The organism is Novosphingobium sp. MBES04 (assembly GCF_000813185.1).
GTDB classification, from domain to species: Bacteria; Pseudomonadota; Alphaproteobacteria; order Sphingomonadales; family Sphingomonadaceae; genus Novosphingobium; species Novosphingobium decolorationis.
In genome coordinates this window covers 1,728,813-1,746,935 of record NZ_DF850488.1, presented here as the reverse complement: position 1 = coordinate 1,746,935, position 18,123 = coordinate 1,728,813, and the positions used below count along the sequence as shown (strand labels likewise).

The following is an 18,123-nucleotide window of genomic DNA, read 5'->3' as shown; positions in this document are numbered from 1 at the left end:
CGCCACACGAATCCAAGCGGAACTGAACAACGCCATGCTCAAGATTGAAAACCTCCAGGCCAAGGTGGCCGACAAGCCGATCCTCAAGGGGCTCAGCCTCGAGATCAACCCGGGCGAGATCCACGCCATCATGGGCCCCAACGGCGCGGGCAAGTCGACGCTGGGCTACACCCTGGGCGGCCGTCCCGGGTACGAAGTGACCGGCGGCTCGGCGACCTTCAACGGCGAGGATCTGCTCGAGCTGGAGCCGCACGAGCGCGCGGCCGCCGGGCTCTTCCTCGGCTTCCAGTACCCGGTCGAGATCCCCGGCGTCTCCTTCGTCCAGTTCCTGCGCGAGGCGGCCAACGCCCAGCGCAAGGGCCGCGGTGAGGAACCCTATTCGGGCGGCGAGTTCCTCAAGCTTGCCAAGGAGAAGGCCGGCCTTCTCAAGATGGACATGGACATGCTCAAGCGCCCCGTGAACGTGGGCTTCTCGGGCGGTGAGAAGAAGCGCGCCGAGATGGTGCAGATGGGCGTCCTCGACCCCAAGCTGGCAATCCTGGACGAGACCGATTCCGGCCTCGACATCGACGCGCTGCGCATCTGCGGCGAGGGCATCAACGCGATCATGCGCCAGAAGGACAAGGCCGTCCTTCTCATCACCCACTACCAGCGCCTGCTCGACTACGTGAAGCCGGACTATGTCCACATTCTCTCGGCGGGCCGCATCGTCAAGTCGGGCGGTCCCGAGCTGGCCCTGCGTCTCGAGGACGAGGGTTACGAAGCCGTGGTGCACGAGACGGCGGCATGAGCGATACCCTGACTCTTCCGACGCGCCGGGACGAGGACTACCGGTATTCCGATCTCGCGGCGCTCGAAACGCTCTGGCCGATCGCGCCCGAGGAGATCCACGTCGCCGCAGGCACCGAGGAAAGCCTGCAGGTGGTCCTCGACGGCGAAGCGGCCGTCGCGCGCCATCTGGTCATCACCCTGGAAAAGGGCGCGAAGTATGACCTGCGCGTCCTCTCGGCGGGCCCTGTCTATGGCCGCTTTGCGCTCGACGTGCGCTTGGGCGAAGGCGCGGACTTCACCTTTGGTGCCGCGCAGCTGGCGACGGGTTCGGAAAATCTCGAGATCGTGACCAAGGTGGTGCACGCCGAGGAGAACGCGACCTCGGCGCAGATCGTGCGCACCGTTCTGGCTGAAAAGGCGGTCGGTACGTACCTGGGCTGCATCGGCGTGGAACGCGGCGCGGACGGCACCGATGCCGAGCAGTCGGTGCGCGCCATGCTGCTTGATCGCACGGCGACGGCCAACGCCAAGCCCGAGCTCGAGATCTTTGCCGACGACGTGAAGGCCGCGCACGGCTGCGCGGTGGGTGAGCTCGATGCGGATGGGCTCTTTTACCTCATGTCGCGCGGGCTTCCCCCGGCGGACGCCAAGCGCCTGATGCTCCAGGCCTTCATCGCCGAGGCCTTCGCGGGCGCGCCCGAGAGCGACGAACTCAACGCAGCCGCGCAGGCCCGGCTGGAGGCCATCCTGGGATGAGCACCGCGACGCTGACCTTGAAAGACCAGTTCCCGGGCCTTGCGGGCAACTGGCACTACCTCGACACCGCGGCGACCGCGCAGAAGCCGCAAGTCGTGATCGATGCCACCGTGAACGCGCTGGGCCGGGACTACGCGACCGTGCACCGGGGCGTCTACGCGCGCTCGGCCGAAATGACGCTGGCCTTCGAGGCGGCGCGGCGCACGACCGCCAAGTTCATCGGAGCGCAAGAGGACGAGATCGTCTTCACCCGCGGCGCGACCGAGGCGATCAACCTTGTCGCGCAGACCTGGGGCCTGACGAACCTGAAGGCGGGCGACCGCATCCTGCTTTCCGTGCTCGAGCACCACGCGAACATCGTGCCCTGGCAGCTCCTGGCGGAACGTACCGGCGTTGCCATCGATGTCTGCCCGCTGACGGAGGATGGCCGGATCGATCTCGATGCGGCGCAGGCGATGCTGACCCCGGCGCACAAGCTGGTGGCGCTGGCGCATGTCTCGAACGTGCTGGGCTCGGTGCTCGACGTGGCGCGTGCCGCCCGGCTCGCGCACGATGTCGGCGCGAAGCTCCTGGTTGACGGTTGCCAGGCCACCCCGCGCCTTGCGCTCGACATGAAGGCGCTGGACTGCGATTTCTACGCCTTCTCGGCGCACAAGCTCTACGGACCGACCGGCGTGGGCGTGCTCTGGGCGAAGAAGGAGATTCTCGATGCGATGCCGCCCTGGCACGGCGGCGGGGCGATGATCGACCGCGTGACCTTTGAAAAGACCACTTACGCCCCGGCGCCGCAGCGCTTCGAGGCGGGGACGCCGATGATCGTCGAGGCGCTGGGCATGGCTGCGGCCATCGACTGGCTCGACGAGGTTGGCCTTGACCGGGCCCAGGCGCACGAGCGGGACCTTACCGCCACGCTGCGCCGCGAACTGTCCGCGCGCAATGATGTGACCCTGTTCGGGCCCGAGGATGGCCTTGGCATCGTCAGTTTTGCGCTCGACGGGGTTCACCCGCACGATCTGGGCACCATATTGGACGAGGAAGGTGCAGATGGCAGCCGGGTCGCGATCCGCGCCGGGCACCACTGCGCGCAGCCGCTGATGGACCACCTCGGGGTGTCCGCCACGGCCCGGGCCAGCTTCGGCCTCTACAGCGATGAAAGCGATATCGAGGCGCTCCTGAAAGGGATCGAGCGCACCAGGAGAATTTTTGGATGAGCAACGACGAGAAGCCCAACTTCACCGTCGAAAGTGTCGATGAAGCCCCCGCCCCCCGCCGCGCGCGGGTGGACGACGCCGACGCGCCGCAGGTCGAAGCGGACGCGGGTGAGCGCAAGCGCGACTACCTCGAAGGGTTCCTGGCCGAGAAGCCGCAAGCGACCAATCCGGGTGAGCCGGGCGGCGCGATCTACGACGGCGTGGTCGATGCCCTGAAGGAAATCTTCGACCCCGAGATTCCGGTCAACATCTACGACCTCGGCCTCATCTACGCGGTCGATGTCTCGCCCGAGGCCTCGGTTGCCGTCACCATGACCCTGACGACGCCGCACTGCCCGGTCGCCGAATCGATGCCGGGCGAAGTGGAACTGCGCGTTGCCGCGGTTCCGGGCGTGCGCGATGCCGAAGTGAACCTGGTTTGGGATCCGCCGTGGGACATGGCCAAGATGTCCGACGAGGCGAAGCTCGAACTGGGCATGCTGTGAGCGAAGCGACGGACCTTGCCGAGCAGGGCCACGTCGATGGCCTCAACGTGCGCCTCGCCAACTATGGCTACGAGGCGGACGGCAAGGCCATCGTCGCGCTGCTCGATGCCTATGCGCGCGATCCGATGGGCGGCGGCGAGGGCCTCGCCCCGGCGGTGCAGGACCGGCTCGCCATTGCGCTCGACGCCTTCCCGGGGGCCTTCTCGGTCCTCGCTTTCGCTGGCGCCGAGCCGGTTGGGCTCGCTAACTGCTTCACCGGCTTTTCGACCTTCGCCGCGCGCCCGCTGGTCAATATCCATGACCTTGTGGTACTCTCAGGTCATCGCGGCAAGGGTATCGGCCGCGCGCTGATGCATGCGGTCGAGGCCGAGGCCCGCACGCGCGGGGCCTGCAAGGTCACGCTCGAAGTGCTCTCGGGCAACGCGCCCGCCAAGGCGCTCTACACCGCGCAGGGGTTTGCCACCTATGCGCTCGATCCCGATGCGGGAACCGCTCAATTCTGGGAAAAGAAGCTATGACCACCACGACAACCTCCCGCCCGCGTCCGGCCGCCGTCGTGCTGACCCCGAGCGCCGAGGAGCGGGTTGCCAAGCTCATGGCCCAGGCTCCCGACGGCGCGATCGGCGTCAAGCTCTCGACTCCGCGCCGGGGCTGCTCGGGGCTGGCCTATTCGGTCGACTATGTGACCGAGGAAAGCCCCATGGACGAGAAGATCGAGACGCCCGGCGGCGTGTTCTACATCGATGCCGCCTCAGTGCTCTACCTGATCGGTTCGACCATGGACTGGCAGGAAGACGACTTCACCGCCGGCTTCGTGTTCAACAATCCCAACGCCAAGGGCGCCTGCGGCTGCGGTGAGAGCTTTACCGTTTAAGAAGAACGGCCTTTTCCAAGGGGCCATCGCCCCTTGACCCCGAAATCGGCTACCTCACCTTTCTCAGCCAACGTGGCGCGCGCAAGGTGAGGTCGACCGTTCGGGGAGCCCGAGGGCGATGGCCCTCGGATATGCCTTTCTTTCTATTTACCCCTCCGCGAGAAACCGCAGCAGGGCCTGGTCGTACTCGTCGACCATGCCGTTGGCCTCGATCCGCTCGTCGAGCCAGATCTGCTCGTCGCGGGTGATGTCGGTGGCGGCTTCCACCAGTGCATTGAATTCACGGCGCGGGGGCTTCTTGCCGAAGACCTTGCCGAGATGGTTGGGATTGAGCGCCGCGCGCCCGGTCCGGCCCAGGAACCGCCCGACCGATGAACTCGTATCGTTCATGAACCGCTCGAGCTCGGCCGCGCGTTCGGCGTCGAGCGGGGTGTGGCTGGTAAAGCCCTGCAGGTAGTTGCCCACCCCTTGCACGAACAGCGCCTTCCATTCGGGCGCATTGTCGGCGCTGAGCGTCTCGTCCTTCAGGCGAAACAGCAGTTCGGCTTCGCGCCGGCCGATCCCGGCGGGGCGGTCCGATCCGCTGGAAAAGAGCACGCGGCGCAGCAGCGCGGCTTCGGCCTGCGTGACCCGGCCCTTTTCCAGCTCGCCCCAGCAGCGCGTCGGGCCCTGGCCGGTCAGCACTTCGCGTTCCAGGCACTCGATGGCCCAGACCCGCAGGGTCTCGGGCGTGGAGAGCGCGGTCTCGAACACGCGGATCAACGTTTCCAGTTCGGTCAGCGAGCAGACCGCGCCGTCGGCCTCGATCTGGTCGATCAGCCAGCGGGCATTGGCCTCGCTCACGTAGCTGCGCGGTTCCTCGATCTCGACGATGAAGTGGGTGATGGCCTCGCGGAAGAATTCGGCCCACTCGGGCTCGGGCGTGGCAAGGCGGCGGTTGACCGCGAAGATCGTCGCGGCCTCTTCGGCGGTGATGGTGCCGTCCGCCCAGCCGGTGCGGCGCAGCTCGAGAACGTCCTTGGCGCAGATCGTCCCGTCGGCGAGAGCCTTCTCGGCAATGGCGCTGAAATGCATGGTCATCGGTCGTGCTGGTCCCCGCCCTGGTTGCAGGCGCGAGACTAGGCCGAATAGCCCTATTTACGCGTTAATGCAGGGGCGGCCGAGGCCCCTGTGCGCAGGTCCTAGCGCTGGCGCAGCGCCGCGACGCAGGCCGCGCGGTCCACGTCCTGCCCGTCCGACTGGCGCCGCGCATCGACGTAGGTCGCGACCGGCGCCTTCGAATTCGAGGTCGGGTAGAGGTAGACGTCGAGCAGGCAGGCGCGCCCGGTGAACTGCAGCTTGCGCGCATCGCCTTCCCAGACTTCGAGCCGGGGCTGGCCGAACTGGCGCACCAGTTCGCGCTCGGTCACGCCGATCACGCCTTCGAGCCCCGGAATGTTGAGGAAGCGCGGGTCGCGCGCGCCGGACGGCGTCGCGGGGCGGATGTTGGTGGCGCGCGGCGGCGCGCTGGTGCGCGAGCCCCCGCCCGTGCCGGTGCTCGACACACAGCCCGCCAGCGCCAGGGCCCCGGCCAGCAGGACCGCGGCTCCCCTCCCCGGGAGCGGCGTGCGGTCGGGCGTGGAACGGCGGCGGCGAAGGCGCGAATGTGCGGGGCGGATCGTCGTCATTATGGCTCCAGCGCATCGCCCGCCGCCGCGCCCGTGTCAACGGGCCGCGGGGGCGGGGAAGGTTGCACCGCGACAGACGGCAGGCTACTCGCGCCATGATGCGGTGCAAAACCTGTGTGCTGCGCGAAGTTCACCGCCGAACAACCCCTTAGCCTGAGGAAACAAGCTGCATGAGCGAGACTACCCTGGACGTCGTTGCTATCGGTAACGCCATTGTCGATGTCATGGCCCCCTGCGAGGATTCGCTGATCGAGGAGCTGGGCATGGTGCGTGGCGGCATGACCCTGATCGACACCGAGGGGGCGACCTCGCTCTACGCGCGCATGGGCCAGGCGACCGAGATCTCGGGCGGTTCGGCGGCGAACACGCTGGCGGGCCTTGCGGCGCTGGGCGCCGACTGCGGCTTCATCGGCCAGGTCGCCGACGACCAGCTGGGCGAGATCTTCGCGCACGACATCCGTTCGGGCGGCATCGCCTACACCACCGCGCCGCGCGCAGGCGATCCGCCGACGGCGCGCTGCCTGATCTTCGTCTCGCCCGACGGCCAGCGCACGATGAACACTTTCCTCGGCGCGTCGCAGTACCTGCCCGCCGAGGCGCTTGACCTCGACATGATCGCGCGCGCCAAGGTGCTCTACCTCGAAGGCTACCTGTGGGATCCCGAAGAGCCGCGCGCCGCCATGCGCAAGGCGATCGATGCCGCGCGCGGCGCGGGCGCGAAGGTCGCCTTCACGCTGTCCGATGCCTTCGTCATCAGCCGCCATGGCGACGACTTCCGCGCGCTCATCGCCGATGGCCTGATCGACATCCTCTTCGCCAACGAGGTGGAACTCGCCGCGCTGACCGGCGAGGACGACTTCGACGCCGGGATCGCTGCGCTCGCGCCCAATATCGGCACGCTGGTCGTGACCCGCAGCGAAAAGGGCGCGGTTGCCGTGACCGGCGGCGAACAGACCCAGGTTCCCGCCGAGCCCATCGCCAAGGTCGTCGATACGACGGGCGCCGGTGACCTGTTCGCGGCCGGCTTCCTCTATGGCCACGTGCGCGGCATGGAGGTTGCCAAGTGCCTCAAGCTTGGGGCAGTCTGTGCAGCCGAGATCATTTCGCACATGGGGGCCCGTCCGGAAGCCGATCTCAAGGCGCTCGCAGGCGTCTGACCCGACAGGGGCCAAGTTTCCGGTTCCGGTCCGTCGGGCAGCGCCATGGTGTGCCGCCCGACGGAGCGCCCGGAACTGGGGAGTTGGCCGATTGACCTGTCCGGCGCTGATCGACTTCGAGGCAAGCTGCCTGCCCGAATATGGGCAATCCTTTCCCATCGAGGTCGCCATCGCGCGCGTGGACGGACGCAGCCGGGCCTGGCTCATCAAGCCCTCGCCGCGCTGGACCTACTGGGACTGGTCCGATGAGGCCGAGAGCCTCCATGGCATCAGCCGCGAACTGCTGGAATCCCAGGGCCTGCCGCCCGCGCAGGTCTATGCCGAGATGGTCGCCTTCACCGAGGACTGCGACCTCTACGCCGATGCCGACCTCGACGAATACTGGTTCGAGGTCCTGTGCCACGCCATCGGCAAACCCCTTCCCTTCCCGATCCGGTACCTGGGCGAATTCATTGGCCGGCGCGGTTACACGCGCGGACAGGTCGTGCGCGCGCTGGAGGCGGCGCGGGCCAAGCTTCCCAAGGAGCACCTCGCGCGCGAGGACGCCAAGAGGCTGGCGATGATGGTGAAACTCCTGCTCGACGAGCCGCCCGGAGGGCTCAGCCGCGCGGCAGTGTGATTGATCAAGAGACGAAGAAGAGAAATCCGAGGGCCATCGCCCTCGGGCTCCCCGAACTGTCTAGCTCACCTTTCGCGCGCCGCCTTGGCTGAGAAGGGTGAGGTCGCCCATTCCGGGGTCAAGGGGCGATGGCCCCTTGAAATAGTCTTCTCTTCTTTCCTGAAAACTCAGACTTCGGCAGACGCCCTGCGCCGAGCCTCTTCCAGATCCACCTGGCATTCGCGGCGCGCCTCGCGGCGTTCCTCGACGAGCCGGTCGGCAAGCTGGGTGGTGAGCGCGCAGCCGCGTTCGGGCCGGATCGGATGCTTGCGGCGGCATCCGCTCTCGGTGGCAAAGAAGTTGTCCGCGCAGTCCTCGAACTCGGCGACGTCGGCGGCGTGCTGGGCGCGGCAGGCCGCGCTCCAGTGGTTCTTGTACGTCAGCTGCGTGCGGCTGACGCAGTCCTCGAAGGCGGTCTGCGCGGCCTTCTCGCGCCGGGCCTGTTGGGCCAGTGCGTCGGTCTGGTGGACCGCATTTTCCTGGCGCTCGGCCATGGCCTGGCTCTGCTGGTGGATGTCCTGCGAGGGCAGGTAGATGCCATAGTAGAAGCCGACGCCCGCCCCGCCCATCAGGGCCCCGGCCGCAAGGCACAGCTTGAGGATGGCGTCGGCGTGCTTGATCATGGGCTTAGTGGGCGCTCTTCTCGCGCGCCACCTCGCGCCAGCCGATGTCGCGGCGGGCAAAGCCGGTCGGGAAGTCGATGGCATCGAGCGCGGCGTAGGCACGCCCCTGCGCTTCGCTGACCGAGGAGCCCATTCCGGTCACGTTGAGCACGCGGCCTCCGGTCGCCACCAGCGTATCGTCCTTGATCGCGGTGCCTGCGTGGAAGACCTTCACGTTCTCGTTTTCGTTGCCCTCGATACCCTTGATCGCGCCGCCCTTCTCGGGCGTGCCGGGATAGCCGCGTGCGGCCATCACGACGGTGAGCGCGGGCTCGTCGGAGAAGCGCGGCGGCGCCACCGAGCCGAGGCGGTTCTCCGCGCAGGCGTGGAGCAGTTCGACGAGATCGCTCTGCAGGCGCATCATCATCACCTGGCATTCCGGATCGCCGAAGCGGCAGTTGTACTCGATCAGCTTGGGTCCGGTGCTGGTGAGCATGATGCCCAGGAACAGGACGCCGTTGTAGGGCATGCCCTCGTCGGCCAGCGCGCGCACGGTGGGCGCGATGATGCGGGTCATCGTCTCGGCGGTGAGCTCGGGGGTGAGCACCTTGGCCGGGCTGTAGGCGCCCATCCCGCCGGTGTTGGGGCCGATGTCGCCATCACCCACGCGCTTGTGGTCCTGCGCGCTGGCGAAGGGCACGATGGTCGAACCGTCGGTCAGCGCGAAGAAGCTGGCTTCCTCGCCCTCGAGGTATTCCTCGATCACCGCTTCTGCGCCCGCCTCGCCAAAGCGGCCCGAGAAGATTTCCATGACCGCCATTTCGGCCTCGGCCTCGGTCATGGCGACGGTCACGCCCTTGCCCGCGGCCAGGCCATCGGCCTTGACCACCACCGGCGCGCCGAATTCGGCAAGAGCGGCAAGTCCGGCCGATTCACTGGTGACGCGCACGTAGCGGCCGGTGGGAATGTCGGCCTTGGCGCACAGGTCCTTGGTGAAGCCCTTGGAGCCTTCGAGCTGGGCTGCGGCCTTGTTGGGACCGAACACCGGAACGCCGGCCTCGCGCAGCGAATCGGCAAGGCCATCGACGAGCGGGGCCTCGGGGCCGATCACGACGAGCCCGATGCGCTTGTCCTCGCAGAAGGCGAGAACCGCACCGTGGTCGGTCGCATCCAGCTCCACGCAGGTTGCCTCCTGCGCGATACCCGGATTTCCGGGGGCAGCGTAGAGCGCGTCGCACAGCGGGGATTGCGCCATCTTCCATGCCAGCGCATGTTCGCGCGCGCCCGAGCCCAGAAGAAGGATGTTCATAACCCCGTGCCTTTCAATCGATCCACTGACGATGACAATACCGAATACGGTCGCTTGGAGGGGCTGGTAGCGAAGGAGGGCGCAGGGGACAACGCCGCGCCGCTCTCGATCACCGAGATTTCGGCCCGATTGAAGCGCACGGTCGAGGACCGGTTTGGCTATGTGCGCCTGCGTGGCGAGCTGTCGGGGGTCAAGCGCGCGGCCTCCGGGCACCTCTATTGCGCCTTGAAGGACGACAAGGCGGTGATCGACGGGGTGATGTGGCGCGGCAATGCGCAGCGCCTCGCCTTCCGGCCCGAGGACGGGATCGAGGTCGTTGCGGCGGGCAAGCTGACGACCTATCCCGGACGCTCCAAGTACCAGATCGTCATCGAATCGATGGAGATCGCGGGCGAGGGCGCGCTGCTCGCGCTCCTGGAAAAGCTGCGCGCGCGGCTCGCCGCGGAAGGTCTCTTCGCGCCCGAGAGGAAGCGCGCGCTGCCCTTCCTGCCGCGCACCATCGGTGTTGTCACCTCGCCCACGGGCGCAGTCATCCGCGACATTCTCCACCGTCTGGCCGACCGTTTCCCCAGCGAGGTCCTGGTCTGGCCGGTGCTGGTGCAGGGCGAGGGCGCCGCGCAGCAGGTCGCGAACGCGGTGCGCGGCTTTTCCGACATCGCGCCCGGCGGTCCGGTGCCGCGCCCCGATCTCGTCATCGTGGCGCGCGGCGGCGGGTCGATCGAGGACCTGTGGAGCTTCAACGAGGAAGTGGTCGTGCGCGCGGTGGCCGACTGCTCGATCCCTGTCATCTCGGCCGTGGGGCATGAGACCGACACCACCTTGTGCGACTACGCCGCCGATCGACGCGCGCCCACGCCCACCGCCGCCGCCGAAATGGCGGTGCCGGTGCGCCGCGAACTGCTGGGCCAATTGGACGAGATGGGCTTTCGCATGCGCCGCTGCGCGCTGCGCCCGGTGACCCTGGGCGGTGAGCGGCTGGAAGCGCGCGTGCAGCGCCTGCCGAAGCCGGACGCAATCCTGGCCATGAAGGCGCAGGCGCTTGACGATCTGACCGACCGGCTGCGGCGCGGCCTCAAGGATCGGGCGGGGCGCAAGCGTGAGCACCTCGGGGTCGTCGCCGCCAGGCTCTCGCTGCCGCTGCTCCAGCGCCAGGTGGTCCAGGCAGGCAAGGACCTCGCCGGTACGGGCCTCGAACCGCGCCTCCTGACCCGCCGCTGGGCGCAGGACCGCGACCGGCTGGCGCCTTTTGCGCGCGTGCTGCCCCAGCTCAACCCACGCTTGCCGCTTGAACGGGGCTATGCGCTGGTGAAGACCGTGGACGGCAAGGCGCTGACTACGCGGGCGAAGGCGGCGGCCGAAACCGGCCTCGTCCTGGAATTTCGCGATGGCGAACTGGCGGTCGCGGTGGGCGAGAGCGGCCCCGCACCCGCCCCTTCCAGCTCGGCGCCGAGCCCCACTCCGGCCCCGGCGCCCAAGGACAGTTCCAAGCCCGCGCCTGCTCCGCGACCGAAGGCCGAGGAACCGCGACAGGGCGATTTGTTTTGAGGCGGGGCCTCTGCTAGATCCAGGGTCATGCTAATGTCTTCTGCCGACCGTCCCGCCAAGCTCGCCTACGGGCCCAGCAGCTACCGCATGCTGAGCCCGGGCAACTACGTGAATTGCGCCGTGACTGGCGAGCCTATCGCGCTCGAGGAGCTGCGGTACTGGAGCGCGGAGCGGCAGGAAGCCTACGCGAGCGCGGAGATCGCGACGCGCCGCATGCTCTCGGACACCTGACCCAGGGAACCATCCCATGACGAAGTTTGCACCCACGTCCCTCCTTGGCCGGCTGGCCTTGGGGGGCGCTCTTGGCTGCGCGGTTCTCGCCGCGGGCACATTTCTGGCCGCCGAGCGCCCGGCTCACGCGGCCGATGATGCGGCGCGCGGGCAGGGCCTCTCCTTTACCGGCGAAGTCACGCAAGGGGGCTGGATTCGCGGCGTCGCGCCCAGGGGCACCGTTTCCATGACGCTCGATGGCGAGGATGTCGGCGTGGCGGAAGGGTCGGGCCAGTGGTTTGCCGCCTTCGACCGCGATGCCAGCGACAGCGCCCGGCTCGTTGCCAAACTGGCCGATGGCTCGGTGGTGGAGCGCACGATCTCGGTCTCGCCGCGCCAGTGGAACATCGAGCGGGTGAATGTCGCGCGCCGCAAGGGCGGGCCGTCCGAAGCCTTCATGAAGATTCGTCGTCCGGAACTCGCCCAGATCGTGGCCGCGCGCGCCAAGCGCACCGGCGCTATGGGCTGGACTCAGGACTTCATCTGGCCGGTAAAGGGCCGAATCTCGGGTCGCTTCGGCTCACAGCGCATCTACCGCGGCGAGCCGGGCAGCTACCACTCGGGTCTCGACATCGCCACCGGTACGAGCGGCACGCCCTTCGTCGCGCCGGCCGATGGCACGGTGATCCTGGCGGCCGATTCCAAGCCCTTCTCGCTTGAAGGGCACTTGCTGATGATCGACCATGGCAATGGCCTCAACAGCGCGTTCCTGCACTGCTCGGAAATCGACGTGAAGGTGGGGGATACGGTGCGCCAGGGCCAGGTGATCGGCAAGATCGGCAGTTCGGGCCGGGCGACCGGGCCGCACCTGCACTGGTCGATCAAGTGGAAGGACGCGCGCGTCGATCCGATCCTGTTTACAGGGCCGATGGACTGATCGCGCCAGTTCGAAAGAAGGATTGTTCAAGGGCCGTCGCCCCTTGACCCCCAAATGGGCAACCTCACCTCTCTCAGCCGGGATGGCGCGCGGCAGGTGAGCTAGACAGTTTCGGGAGCCCGAGGGCGATGGCCCTCGGAAATCTCCTTACTTCCTGCTCCATATACCCTAACGTGACGATATCCGCCTTCAACGAGGACCCGTGCGCGCTCGTATTGCTTCGCTGATCCTGCTGGCCGGGCTCCTCGTGCCGATCTGGGTGCGCTCACCGCAGCTGCCCGAGCCCGAGGGCAACGGCCTTGCGCTGGCGCGTCAGCGCCTGCCCGATGGGGACCGGCTGGCGCGCGATCTTGGTCCCTTGCGCCTGGAAGGTGCCTGGCAACTGACCGGTGCGAGTGCAGGCGGCTATTCGGCTCTGGTGCCGGTTGACGATGACCAGCTTCTCGCAATCAGCGACGGGGGCATGTGGCTGCACCTCGACATGCGCACAGGGGCGCCCTTCCGCCATGCCTATGGCAGGCTGGGCCTGGCGGCGCGCAGCAAGGAGAAGGAGGATCGCGATGTTGAATCGGCCTTTCGGGACTCCCGAAGCGGCGCGATCTGGCTCGGAATGGAGGGCATCAACGCGATCGTGCGGATGAACGCTGCACTGGAGGAGGAGAACCGGGTGCGATCTGCCTCGATGCGCGCATGGGGTGTAAACTCCGGCCCCGAGGCACTGACGCGGTTGGAGGACGGACGTTTTCTCGTGCTGCGCGAAACGCCGACGTCGGGGACGGGTGGGCGCTTGCACGAAGCGGTGCTGTTCGAAGGTGATCCGGTCGAGGGTGCGAAAGCCCTGCGGCTGCAATTTGCAGGGCCGCGCAACTTTTCTGCGGTCGATGCCGCCACGCTGCCCGACGGGCGCGTGCTGGTGCTCATGCGGCGGCTGGTCTGGCCAGCGCCGCTGACCTTTGCGGGGCGCATCGTCATTGCCGATCCGCGCGACATCGTGCCGGGCAGGACCTGGACCTCGCAGGAGGTCGCGGTGCTGGCCTCGGACATGCCGCTCGACAATTTCGAGGGAATGGCGGTGCGTAAGGGCGCGCAGGGCCGCGTCGAAATCTGGTTGATCTCGGACGACAATTTCATGCGCCACTGGCAGCGTACGCTTTTGTGGAAGCTGTCGGTCGATCCCGCACAGCTACCGCGTACGGACGCATCGAAGCGCGTCCGCTGAGCGCGGGTTCAGATAGCAAAGGACACGCAAAAAGCGCGCGGTTCAACCGCACGCCCTTGCGAGAAGCCGAATTGGCCGTTCACCCCTTGCGGGGTGAGGACAATCAGGCGGCCTGCTGCTTCTTGAGCTCGCGCTTGACCTTGAGGGCGCGCGGGCTGAGCTTGCCGTCCGAGGTCTTGAGCAGCCAGTTGTCGAGGCCACCATTGTGCTCGACCGAGCGCAGGCCGTGCGTCGAAACACGGAACTTGAAGCTGCGGTCCAGACGTTCCGACATCAGCGTGACGTTCTGGAGGTTGGGCAGGAAGACGCGCTTGGTCTTGTTGTTGGCGTGGCTGACGTTGCAGCCGACCTGACGGCCCTTGCCGGTCAGTTCGCAGATGCGGGACATGTTTACTCTCGCTCGAAAAAACGGTTGCCGTAAGTACGGGAAGGCGCGCCCTTACTGATTCCCTGTGCAAAGGTCAAGTTGCATGGGCGGATTTCGCAGGCTAGCGCAGGGTACATGACCCGCTGGCCGCTCCCCCAATACATGGCTCTCGCCCTCGCGCAAGCCCGCGAAGCCGCCGATTCGGGGGAGGTCCCCATCGGCGCCGTGGTGGTGAAGGATAAAAAGGTGATCGCCACCGGCCGCAACGCCCCCAGGGCCCGCCACGACCCCACGAGCCACGCCGAAATCGAGGCGATTCGCGAGGCCGCGCGAATCCTCGGCGACGAGCGGCTGACCGGATGCGAGCTGTGGGTGACCCTTGAACCCTGCGCGATGTGCGCCGGCGCGATCGCCCATGCCCGTATCGCCAGACTCTATTACGCCGCCAGCGATCCCAAGGGCGGGGCCGTCGAACACGGGGCGCGCGTCTTCGACCACCCCCAGTGCCTCCACCGCCCCGAGGTCTATTCCGGCATGGGCGAGGCCGAAGCGGCCGATCTCCTGCGCACCTTCTTTCGCGAGCGGCGTTGATCGGGGCCGGGAAGATAGAAAGAAGGACTCTTCAAGGGGCCATCGCCCCTTGACCCCGGAATCGGCGACCTCACCACTCTCAGCCAAGGTGGCGCGCGGGACGTGAGCCAGACAGTTTGGGGAGCCCGAGGGCGATGGCCCTCGGAATCCATTTCCTGATTCTCGGGCTTACAGCCCCCGCCAGATTTTCATGGCGGTATCGTCCCGCGCGCCCAGGCGCCGGGAGTCGCAGGCGCGGGGGCGGAAGTCTGCGCCGTAGCACAGGCGCACCTCCTGCAGCCAACCCTTGCGGCTGAGGTGGATGCCGATGGCCTTGCGCGGCCAGTCGCGGTTGCGCGCGAGGAAGGCGTCGCGAACGTCTCCGGCTCTCAGGTCCTCCTTGCGCGAGAGACGGTCGGCGTCGGGCCAGTGCACCGAGCGCCACAGGATCGCGCTCACGCGGTAGTACTTGGCCGGGTCCTTCGTCATGCAGCTGCCGTGCTTGGCCCATTCGTGGACCAGCAGCGTGGGCGATGGGGTCATGCACAGGTGTTTGCGCAGCGTTTGCGGGCGGGGCAGGGGCGTTGCCGCGCACCACTGCGGGGAGGGGCCCCGCGCGGCCTCGGGCCAGAGGCCGTGCAGGATGAAGCCGAAGCGCCCGAAGCGGGTGTCGCACTGCATCGCCTTGGGATTGCCGTGGGTCTTGCACCAGTCGGGCGACCAGCTGGCCGCCAGCGTGTAGCCCGCGACGGGACGCGGGCGGGCAGGGCCATCGGGGGTGACCGGCCCTGACGGCGCCAGTTGGCGCGGCATGCGGCACTGGTAGGCTTGTGCGAGGACGTGCTGCGGGCCAAGGGGCATCGCCAGGAGCGCGAGGGCGAGGCCGAGGCCGATGCAGATGCCCGTGCGCGCCATCCTAGCCGAAGATGTCCCGGTGATCGGGGACCTGGCCCCTGGCGTGCACCCAGGTGCGCGCATCGGTGCACAGCAGGAGCGCCACCGAGGCCAGTTCGAGCGCGAGGTTGGCAAGGCTCAGCGACAGATGGAGCGTGCCGGGGGCCGTGTACTCTTCCCAGAAGACGATGGTCATCGGCAGGTCCAGCAGGGAAAGGCCGACATAGAACCACAGCGCGATGGCGTTGGCGCGCCGCGCGATCATGAACCAGAAGCACAGGTAGTAACCGATGGCGTACATCGCCATCAGCACCATCGGCAGGCTGCCGGGCTCCTGCGCATAGGTCAGCGGCACGGTGGCGAGGGCCGTGAGGCCCTGCGCCAGCATCAGGGCGCCGAAGATGCGGATCGAGGTCGGCCGGGACGGCATCGTGCGCGGACGTCCCGGGTCAGAGCGGGGTGAAGTCGAGCCCGATGTCGGCCGCCGGCGCGCTCTGGGTGAGGCGCCCGACCGAGACATAGGTGACGCCCGAAGCTGCGATCGCACCGATGGTGGCGAGATTGACGCCGCCCGAGGCCTCGGTGGGGACGCGCCCGGCGACGCGGGCCACGGCCTCGCGCAGCATGTCGGGGCCCATGTTGTCGAGCAGGAGGTGGTGGGCGCCCGCCTCGATGGCCGGTTCGATCTGTTCCAGGTGATCGACCTCGCAGATGATCTGCGCAACGCCCGCTTCGCGCGCGCGCGCCACGGCCGGGCCGACGCCGCCCGCGACGAGGACGTGGTTGTCCTTGATCATGGCCGCGTCCCACAGGCCCATGCGGTGGTTCTGGGCGCCGCCCATGCGCGTGGCGTACTTCTCGAGGTGCCGCAGGCCCGGAATGGTCTTGCGCGTGTCGAGAAGGGTCGCGTGGCCCTCCATCGCATCGACGTAGGCGCGGGTCATCGTGGCGATGCCGGACAGGTGCTGGACGGTGTTGAGCGCGCTGCGCTCGGCCGTCAGCATGGCCCGCGCGTTGCCGGTGAGGCGCATGAGGTCGGCGCCAGGCTGGACCTGCGTGCCTTCCGCGACGAGAATCTCGATCTCCATATCGGGATCGAGCGCGCGGAAGAAGGCCGCGGCCAGCGGCAGGCCTGCCACCGTGATCGCATCGCGCGAATCCATGACGCCCGAGAAGCGCGCGTCGGCATCGATCACGCTTTCGCTGGTGACGTCGCGTCCGCCTCCGGGCAGTCCTTCGCCCAGGTCCTCGGCGAGGGTGGCGGCAACGAATGTGTCGATGGCGAAGGCCTCGTATGCGAGGCCGGACAGGGTCGGCTCAGTCATGTGCGTGTCCTTGCCAAGCGATTGCCCGCCTGTCGAGGAGGCGTTGCATCCCGGATTTGCAAAATACGCAAAAGGAGCGCATAGGGGCTCCAACACGAGCTCACAGGCCACAAGGCGCTCGTGGCTGCATGACCCAGGACCCACGGCCCGGAGCCCCCCCGCTCCAGGTGCCCGCAGTCCCCCCGGATCGCTGTTCAGCCCAACCCTGCCGATGCCCGGACGCCCCCCGCGTCTGCCGGGCGTTTTTCGGCTGCCGTTCTGGCCCGCCCCGCTCGTGCCGGGGATCGGATTCCGTGCGCACCCGCAAGGGAGCGCAAGGTCCTCCCGTTCAACAGCAATGCCGGGTCGCCGGTACACGATATAGGAGCAGTTTCATGGCCCAGGGCCCCATCAAGCCTTTCCTCATCCAGAAGGACGAGAGCGGCAATTTCCGTCTGACCGTGCGCACCACGCGCTACAACTCGATCGGCTATCCGATCGTCTCGTCCAAGCTGCAGGATGAGATCTTCGAGACGCAGTCGGCGGCCAAGGCCTTTGCCCGCAAGAACTTCAACGCCGAAGCCGGCGAGTACGCGACCAAGTAAGGTTCCGCAGTACGCCCGGCCGGACACTGGCCACCCCTTGCACCTGAATGGCCGGTGCCTCGTGCGACGAAGGGCCCTGCCCGTCCCCTGGAAAGGGTGACCGGCAGGGCCCTTTTCGTTTCGTTTTCCGGCGGTGGTTCGTGCGTCAGTGCACGAAGCGGGCAATCACGTCGCGGTAGCTGCGCGAGACCTTCACCTGCGCGCCCGAATCGAGCACGAGGAAGCATTCGCCGTTGGTGTGCGGCTTGACCTGGCGGACCTGGTTGAGGTTGACGATGGTCGAGCGGTGGACGCGCTGGAACACGCGCGGGTCGAGGCGGCGCTCCAGATCCTTCATCGTCTCGCGCAGGATCAGCGAGTTGTCGGCGGTGCGGATGCACATGTAGTCACCCGCCGCCTCGATGTGCTCGATCGTGTCGACATCGATGCGGAAGATCTGGCCGCGATCCTTGATGTTGATGAGCTTCTCGTAGCGCTCCGAAGCGGCCTGTTCGGGGTCTTCCGGAATATGGTCGACCGCATCGGGGGCAACTTCGGCAAGCACCGACTTCAGCTTCTCGGCCTCTTCGGCGGACTTCTTTTCCGCGATGCGCTGGCGCACGCGGGCGAGCGTGTCGTCGAGCTTGCTCTCGTCGACCGGCTTCATCAGGTAATTCACCGCGTTGGCCTCGAAGGCGCGCACGGCGTGTTCCTGGTAGGCGGTCACGAAGACGAAGAGCGGGGGTTCGATTTCCATCACGCCCTTGACCACCGAGAAGCCGTCGAAGCCGGGCATCTGGATGTCGAGGAAGACGAGATCGGGCTTTTCGGTCTTGATCTTGCGGATCGCCTCGCGCCCGTTCGAGCACGTGTCGATGATCTCGACGTCGGCGTATTTCTCGAGGCGCAGCTGCAGGCCCTGGATGGCCAGCTTCTCGTCGTCGACAAGGATCGTGCGAATTGTCATCTTTTTACTTCTCCGGAAAAAAGCGCAATGCGCGCC

23 protein-coding genes are annotated in these 18,123 nt (G+C 67.4%); 14 read left to right on the top strand and 9 right to left on the bottom strand.

Translation table 11 applies throughout. The features are described from left to right. Positions 1–34: 34 nt before the first annotated feature. Genes sufC through MBENS4_RS07540 form a run of 6 tightly spaced genes read left to right on the top strand, consistent with a single transcriptional unit; the run spans position 35 to position 4,097 of the window. Positions 35–790: a Fe-S cluster assembly ATPase SufC gene (gene sufC / locus MBENS4_RS07565; RefSeq protein WP_039389823.1), complete on the top strand. Its 756-nt coding sequence runs from the start codon at positions 35–37 to the stop codon at positions 788–790. Then, complete coding sequence (locus MBENS4_RS07560) at positions 787–1,527, top strand: SufD family Fe-S cluster assembly protein (protein WP_039389821.1); 741 nt, start codon at positions 787–789, stop codon at positions 1,525–1,527. The genes sufC and MBENS4_RS07560 overlap by 4 nt, the downstream gene beginning before the upstream one ends. Further along, positions 1,524–2,738 carry an aminotransferase class V-fold PLP-dependent enzyme gene (locus MBENS4_RS07555; protein WP_039389819.1) on the top strand — a complete coding sequence of 405 codons (1,215 nt, stop codon included), beginning with the start codon at positions 1,524–1,526 and terminating at the stop codon, positions 2,736–2,738. The genes MBENS4_RS07560 and MBENS4_RS07555 overlap by 4 nt, the downstream gene beginning before the upstream one ends. After that, entirely contained in the window at positions 2,735–3,223 is a 489-nt protein-coding gene (locus MBENS4_RS07550) for an SUF system Fe-S cluster assembly protein (protein ID WP_039389818.1), read from the top strand. The genes MBENS4_RS07555 and MBENS4_RS07550 overlap by 4 nt, the downstream gene beginning before the upstream one ends. Further along, positions 3,220–3,741 (top strand): GNAT family N-acetyltransferase, encoded by a 522-nt coding sequence (locus tag MBENS4_RS07545; RefSeq protein WP_052322090.1) that lies wholly within the window; start codon positions 3,220–3,222, stop codon positions 3,739–3,741. The genes MBENS4_RS07550 and MBENS4_RS07545 overlap by 4 nt, the downstream gene beginning before the upstream one ends. After that, the gene (locus tag MBENS4_RS07540) at positions 3,738–4,097 is read left to right on the top strand and encodes a HesB/IscA family protein (RefSeq protein ID WP_039389816.1); all 360 of its coding nucleotides are present in this window, start codon (positions 3,738–3,740) and stop codon (positions 4,095–4,097) included. The genes MBENS4_RS07545 and MBENS4_RS07540 overlap by 4 nt, the downstream gene beginning before the upstream one ends. A 147-nt stretch (positions 4,098–4,244) precedes the next feature. On the opposite strand, the gene MBENS4_RS07535 is transcribed toward MBENS4_RS07540, so the two are convergent. Together MBENS4_RS07535 and MBENS4_RS07530 are read right to left on the bottom strand one after the other, a co-directional pair. Continuing rightward, the gene (locus MBENS4_RS07535; RefSeq protein ID WP_039389814.1) at positions 4,245–5,177 is read right to left on the bottom strand and encodes a hypothetical protein; all 933 of its coding nucleotides are present in this window, start codon (positions 5,175–5,177) and stop codon (positions 4,245–4,247) included. 101 nt (positions 5,178–5,278) lie between these two features. Continuing rightward, positions 5,279–5,764, bottom strand: coding sequence for a hypothetical protein (locus MBENS4_RS07530; protein WP_039389811.1), 486 nt, complete (start codon positions 5,762–5,764; stop codon positions 5,279–5,281). A 170-nt stretch (positions 5,765–5,934) separates the two neighbouring features. Here MBENS4_RS07530 and MBENS4_RS07525 point away from each other — a divergent pair, with 170 nt between their 5' ends. Further along, positions 5,935–6,921 (top strand): adenosine kinase, encoded by a 987-nt coding sequence (locus MBENS4_RS07525; protein WP_039389809.1) that lies wholly within the window; start codon positions 5,935–5,937, stop codon positions 6,919–6,921. Between the two features lie 91 nt (positions 6,922–7,012). Further along, positions 7,013–7,540 (top strand): hypothetical protein, encoded by a 528-nt coding sequence (locus MBENS4_RS07520; RefSeq protein ID WP_039389806.1) that lies wholly within the window; start codon positions 7,013–7,015, stop codon positions 7,538–7,540. Positions 7,541–7,707: 167 nt separating this feature from the next. On the opposite strand, the gene MBENS4_RS07515 is transcribed toward MBENS4_RS07520, so the two are convergent. Both MBENS4_RS07515 and purD read right to left on the bottom strand, forming a co-directional pair. Further along, positions 7,708–8,202, bottom strand: coding sequence for a hypothetical protein (locus tag MBENS4_RS07515; RefSeq protein WP_039389804.1), 495 nt, complete (start codon positions 8,200–8,202; stop codon positions 7,708–7,710). 4 nt (positions 8,203–8,206) lie between these two features. Beyond that, a complete protein-coding gene (gene purD, locus MBENS4_RS07510; RefSeq protein ID WP_039389802.1) occupies positions 8,207–9,490 on the bottom strand; it encodes a phosphoribosylamine--glycine ligase in 1,284 nt (427 codons plus the stop codon). On the opposite strand from purD, the gene xseA reads away from it, so the two are divergent. The 4 genes from xseA to MBENS4_RS07490 all read left to right on the top strand — a co-directional run bounded on the left by xseA (position 9,452) and on the right by MBENS4_RS07490 (position 13,401). Then, the gene (xseA, locus tag MBENS4_RS07505; protein WP_052322089.1) at positions 9,452–11,035 is read left to right on the top strand and encodes an exodeoxyribonuclease VII large subunit; all 1,584 of its coding nucleotides are present in this window, start codon (positions 9,452–9,454) and stop codon (positions 11,033–11,035) included. The two genes, purD and xseA, sit on opposite strands and share 39 nt — an antisense overlap. A gap of 27 nt (positions 11,036–11,062) precedes the next feature. After that, on the top strand, positions 11,063–11,266 hold the full coding sequence (locus MBENS4_RS07500) for a DUF2093 domain-containing protein (protein WP_039389797.1): 204 nt from the start codon (positions 11,063–11,065) through the stop codon (positions 11,264–11,266). A gap of 16 nt (positions 11,267–11,282) precedes the next feature. Continuing rightward, positions 11,283–12,182, top strand: a complete 900-nt coding sequence (locus tag MBENS4_RS07495) for a M23 family metallopeptidase (protein WP_039389795.1) — start codon at positions 11,283–11,285, stop codon at positions 12,180–12,182. Between the two features lie 202 nt (positions 12,183–12,384). Next, entirely contained in the window at positions 12,385–13,401 is a 1,017-nt protein-coding gene (locus MBENS4_RS07490) for an esterase-like activity of phytase family protein (RefSeq protein WP_039389792.1), read from the top strand. A 103-nt stretch (positions 13,402–13,504) separates the two neighbouring features. Here MBENS4_RS07490 and rpmB read toward each other — a convergent pair whose 3' ends face one another. After that, a complete protein-coding gene (rpmB, locus tag MBENS4_RS07485) occupies positions 13,505–13,789 on the bottom strand; it encodes a 50S ribosomal protein L28 (protein WP_039389789.1) in 285 nt (94 codons plus the stop codon). A 114-nt stretch (positions 13,790–13,903) separates the two neighbouring features. Between rpmB and MBENS4_RS07480 the strand changes: the two genes are divergently transcribed. Then, complete coding sequence (locus MBENS4_RS07480) at positions 13,904–14,359, top strand: nucleoside deaminase (RefSeq protein WP_039389786.1); 456 nt, start codon at positions 13,904–13,906, stop codon at positions 14,357–14,359. 168 nt (positions 14,360–14,527) lie between these two features. On the opposite strand, the gene MBENS4_RS07475 is transcribed toward MBENS4_RS07480, so the two are convergent. From MBENS4_RS07475 to nadC, 3 genes are read right to left on the bottom strand one after another with little or no spacing between them, the layout of a single operon-like run. Continuing rightward, on the bottom strand, positions 14,528–15,253 hold the full coding sequence (locus tag MBENS4_RS07475) for a ribonuclease T2 family protein (RefSeq protein WP_084592000.1): 726 nt from the start codon (positions 15,251–15,253) through the stop codon (positions 14,528–14,530). 1 nt (position 15,254) lies between these two features. After that, the gene (locus MBENS4_RS07470) at positions 15,255–15,662 is read right to left on the bottom strand and encodes a hypothetical protein (protein WP_039389784.1); all 408 of its coding nucleotides are present in this window, start codon (positions 15,660–15,662) and stop codon (positions 15,255–15,257) included. A gap of 19 nt (positions 15,663–15,681) precedes the next feature. Beyond that, complete coding sequence (gene nadC, locus MBENS4_RS07465; protein WP_039389781.1) at positions 15,682–16,557, bottom strand: carboxylating nicotinate-nucleotide diphosphorylase; 876 nt, start codon at positions 16,555–16,557, stop codon at positions 15,682–15,684. 374 nt (positions 16,558–16,931) lie between these two features. On the opposite strand from nadC, the gene MBENS4_RS07460 reads away from it, so the two are divergent. Continuing rightward, entirely contained in the window at positions 16,932–17,141 is a 210-nt protein-coding gene (locus MBENS4_RS07460) for a hypothetical protein (protein WP_039389778.1), read from the top strand. Between the two features lie 145 nt (positions 17,142–17,286). On the opposite strand, the gene MBENS4_RS07455 is transcribed toward MBENS4_RS07460, so the two are convergent. Then, complete coding sequence (locus MBENS4_RS07455) at positions 17,287–18,087, bottom strand: LytR/AlgR family response regulator transcription factor (protein WP_039389775.1); 801 nt, start codon at positions 18,085–18,087, stop codon at positions 17,287–17,289. Positions 18,088–18,123 lie beyond the last annotated feature (36 nt).

Bases quoted from the DNA above. Each gene is read 5' to 3' on its own strand.
- sufC (WP_039389823.1), top strand. From the start codon at position 35: ATGCTCAAGATTGAAAACCTCCAGGCCAAGGTGGCCGACAAGCCGATC.
- MBENS4_RS07560 (WP_039389821.1), top strand. From the start codon at position 787: ATGAGCGATACCCTGACTCTTCCGACGCGCCGGGACGAGGACTACCGG.
- MBENS4_RS07555 (WP_039389819.1), top strand. From the start codon at position 1,524: ATGAGCACCGCGACGCTGACCTTGAAAGACCAGTTCCCGGGCCTTGCG.
- MBENS4_RS07550 (WP_039389818.1), top strand. From the start codon at position 2,735: ATGAGCAACGACGAGAAGCCCAACTTCACCGTCGAAAGTGTCGATGAA.
- MBENS4_RS07540 (WP_039389816.1), top strand. From the start codon at position 3,738: ATGACCACCACGACAACCTCCCGCCCGCGTCCGGCCGCCGTCGTGCTG.
- MBENS4_RS07535 (WP_039389814.1), bottom strand. From the start codon at position 5,177: ATGACCATGCATTTCAGCGCCATTGCCGAGAAGGCTCTCGCCGACGGG.
- MBENS4_RS07530 (WP_039389811.1), bottom strand. From the start codon at position 5,764: ATGACGACGATCCGCCCCGCACATTCGCGCCTTCGCCGCCGCCGTTCC.
- MBENS4_RS07525 (WP_039389809.1), top strand. From the start codon at position 5,935: ATGAGCGAGACTACCCTGGACGTCGTTGCTATCGGTAACGCCATTGTC.
- MBENS4_RS07515 (WP_039389804.1), bottom strand. From the start codon at position 8,202: ATGATCAAGCACGCCGACGCCATCCTCAAGCTGTGCCTTGCGGCCGGG.
- xseA (WP_052322089.1), top strand. From the start codon at position 9,452: ATGTTCGCGCGCGCCCGAGCCCAGAAGAAGGATGTTCATAACCCCGTG.
- purD (WP_039389802.1), bottom strand. From the start codon at position 9,490: ATGAACATCCTTCTTCTGGGCTCGGGCGCGCGCGAACATGCGCTGGCA.
- MBENS4_RS07500 (WP_039389797.1), top strand. From the start codon at position 11,063: ATGCTAATGTCTTCTGCCGACCGTCCCGCCAAGCTCGCCTACGGGCCC.
- MBENS4_RS07495 (WP_039389795.1), top strand. From the start codon at position 11,283: ATGACGAAGTTTGCACCCACGTCCCTCCTTGGCCGGCTGGCCTTGGGG.
- rpmB (WP_039389789.1), bottom strand. From the start codon at position 13,789: ATGTCCCGCATCTGCGAACTGACCGGCAAGGGCCGTCAGGTCGGCTGC.
- MBENS4_RS07480 (WP_039389786.1), top strand. From the start codon at position 13,904: ATGACCCGCTGGCCGCTCCCCCAATACATGGCTCTCGCCCTCGCGCAA.
- MBENS4_RS07475 (WP_084592000.1), bottom strand. From the start codon at position 15,253: ATGGCGCGCACGGGCATCTGCATCGGCCTCGGCCTCGCCCTCGCGCTC.
- MBENS4_RS07470 (WP_039389784.1), bottom strand. From the start codon at position 15,662: ATGCCGTCCCGGCCGACCTCGATCCGCATCTTCGGCGCCCTGATGCTG.
- nadC (WP_039389781.1), bottom strand. From the start codon at position 16,557: ATGACTGAGCCGACCCTGTCCGGCCTCGCATACGAGGCCTTCGCCATC.
- MBENS4_RS07460 (WP_039389778.1), top strand. From the start codon at position 16,932: ATGGCCCAGGGCCCCATCAAGCCTTTCCTCATCCAGAAGGACGAGAGC.
- MBENS4_RS07455 (WP_039389775.1), bottom strand. From the start codon at position 18,087: ATGACAATTCGCACGATCCTTGTCGACGACGAGAAGCTGGCCATCCAG.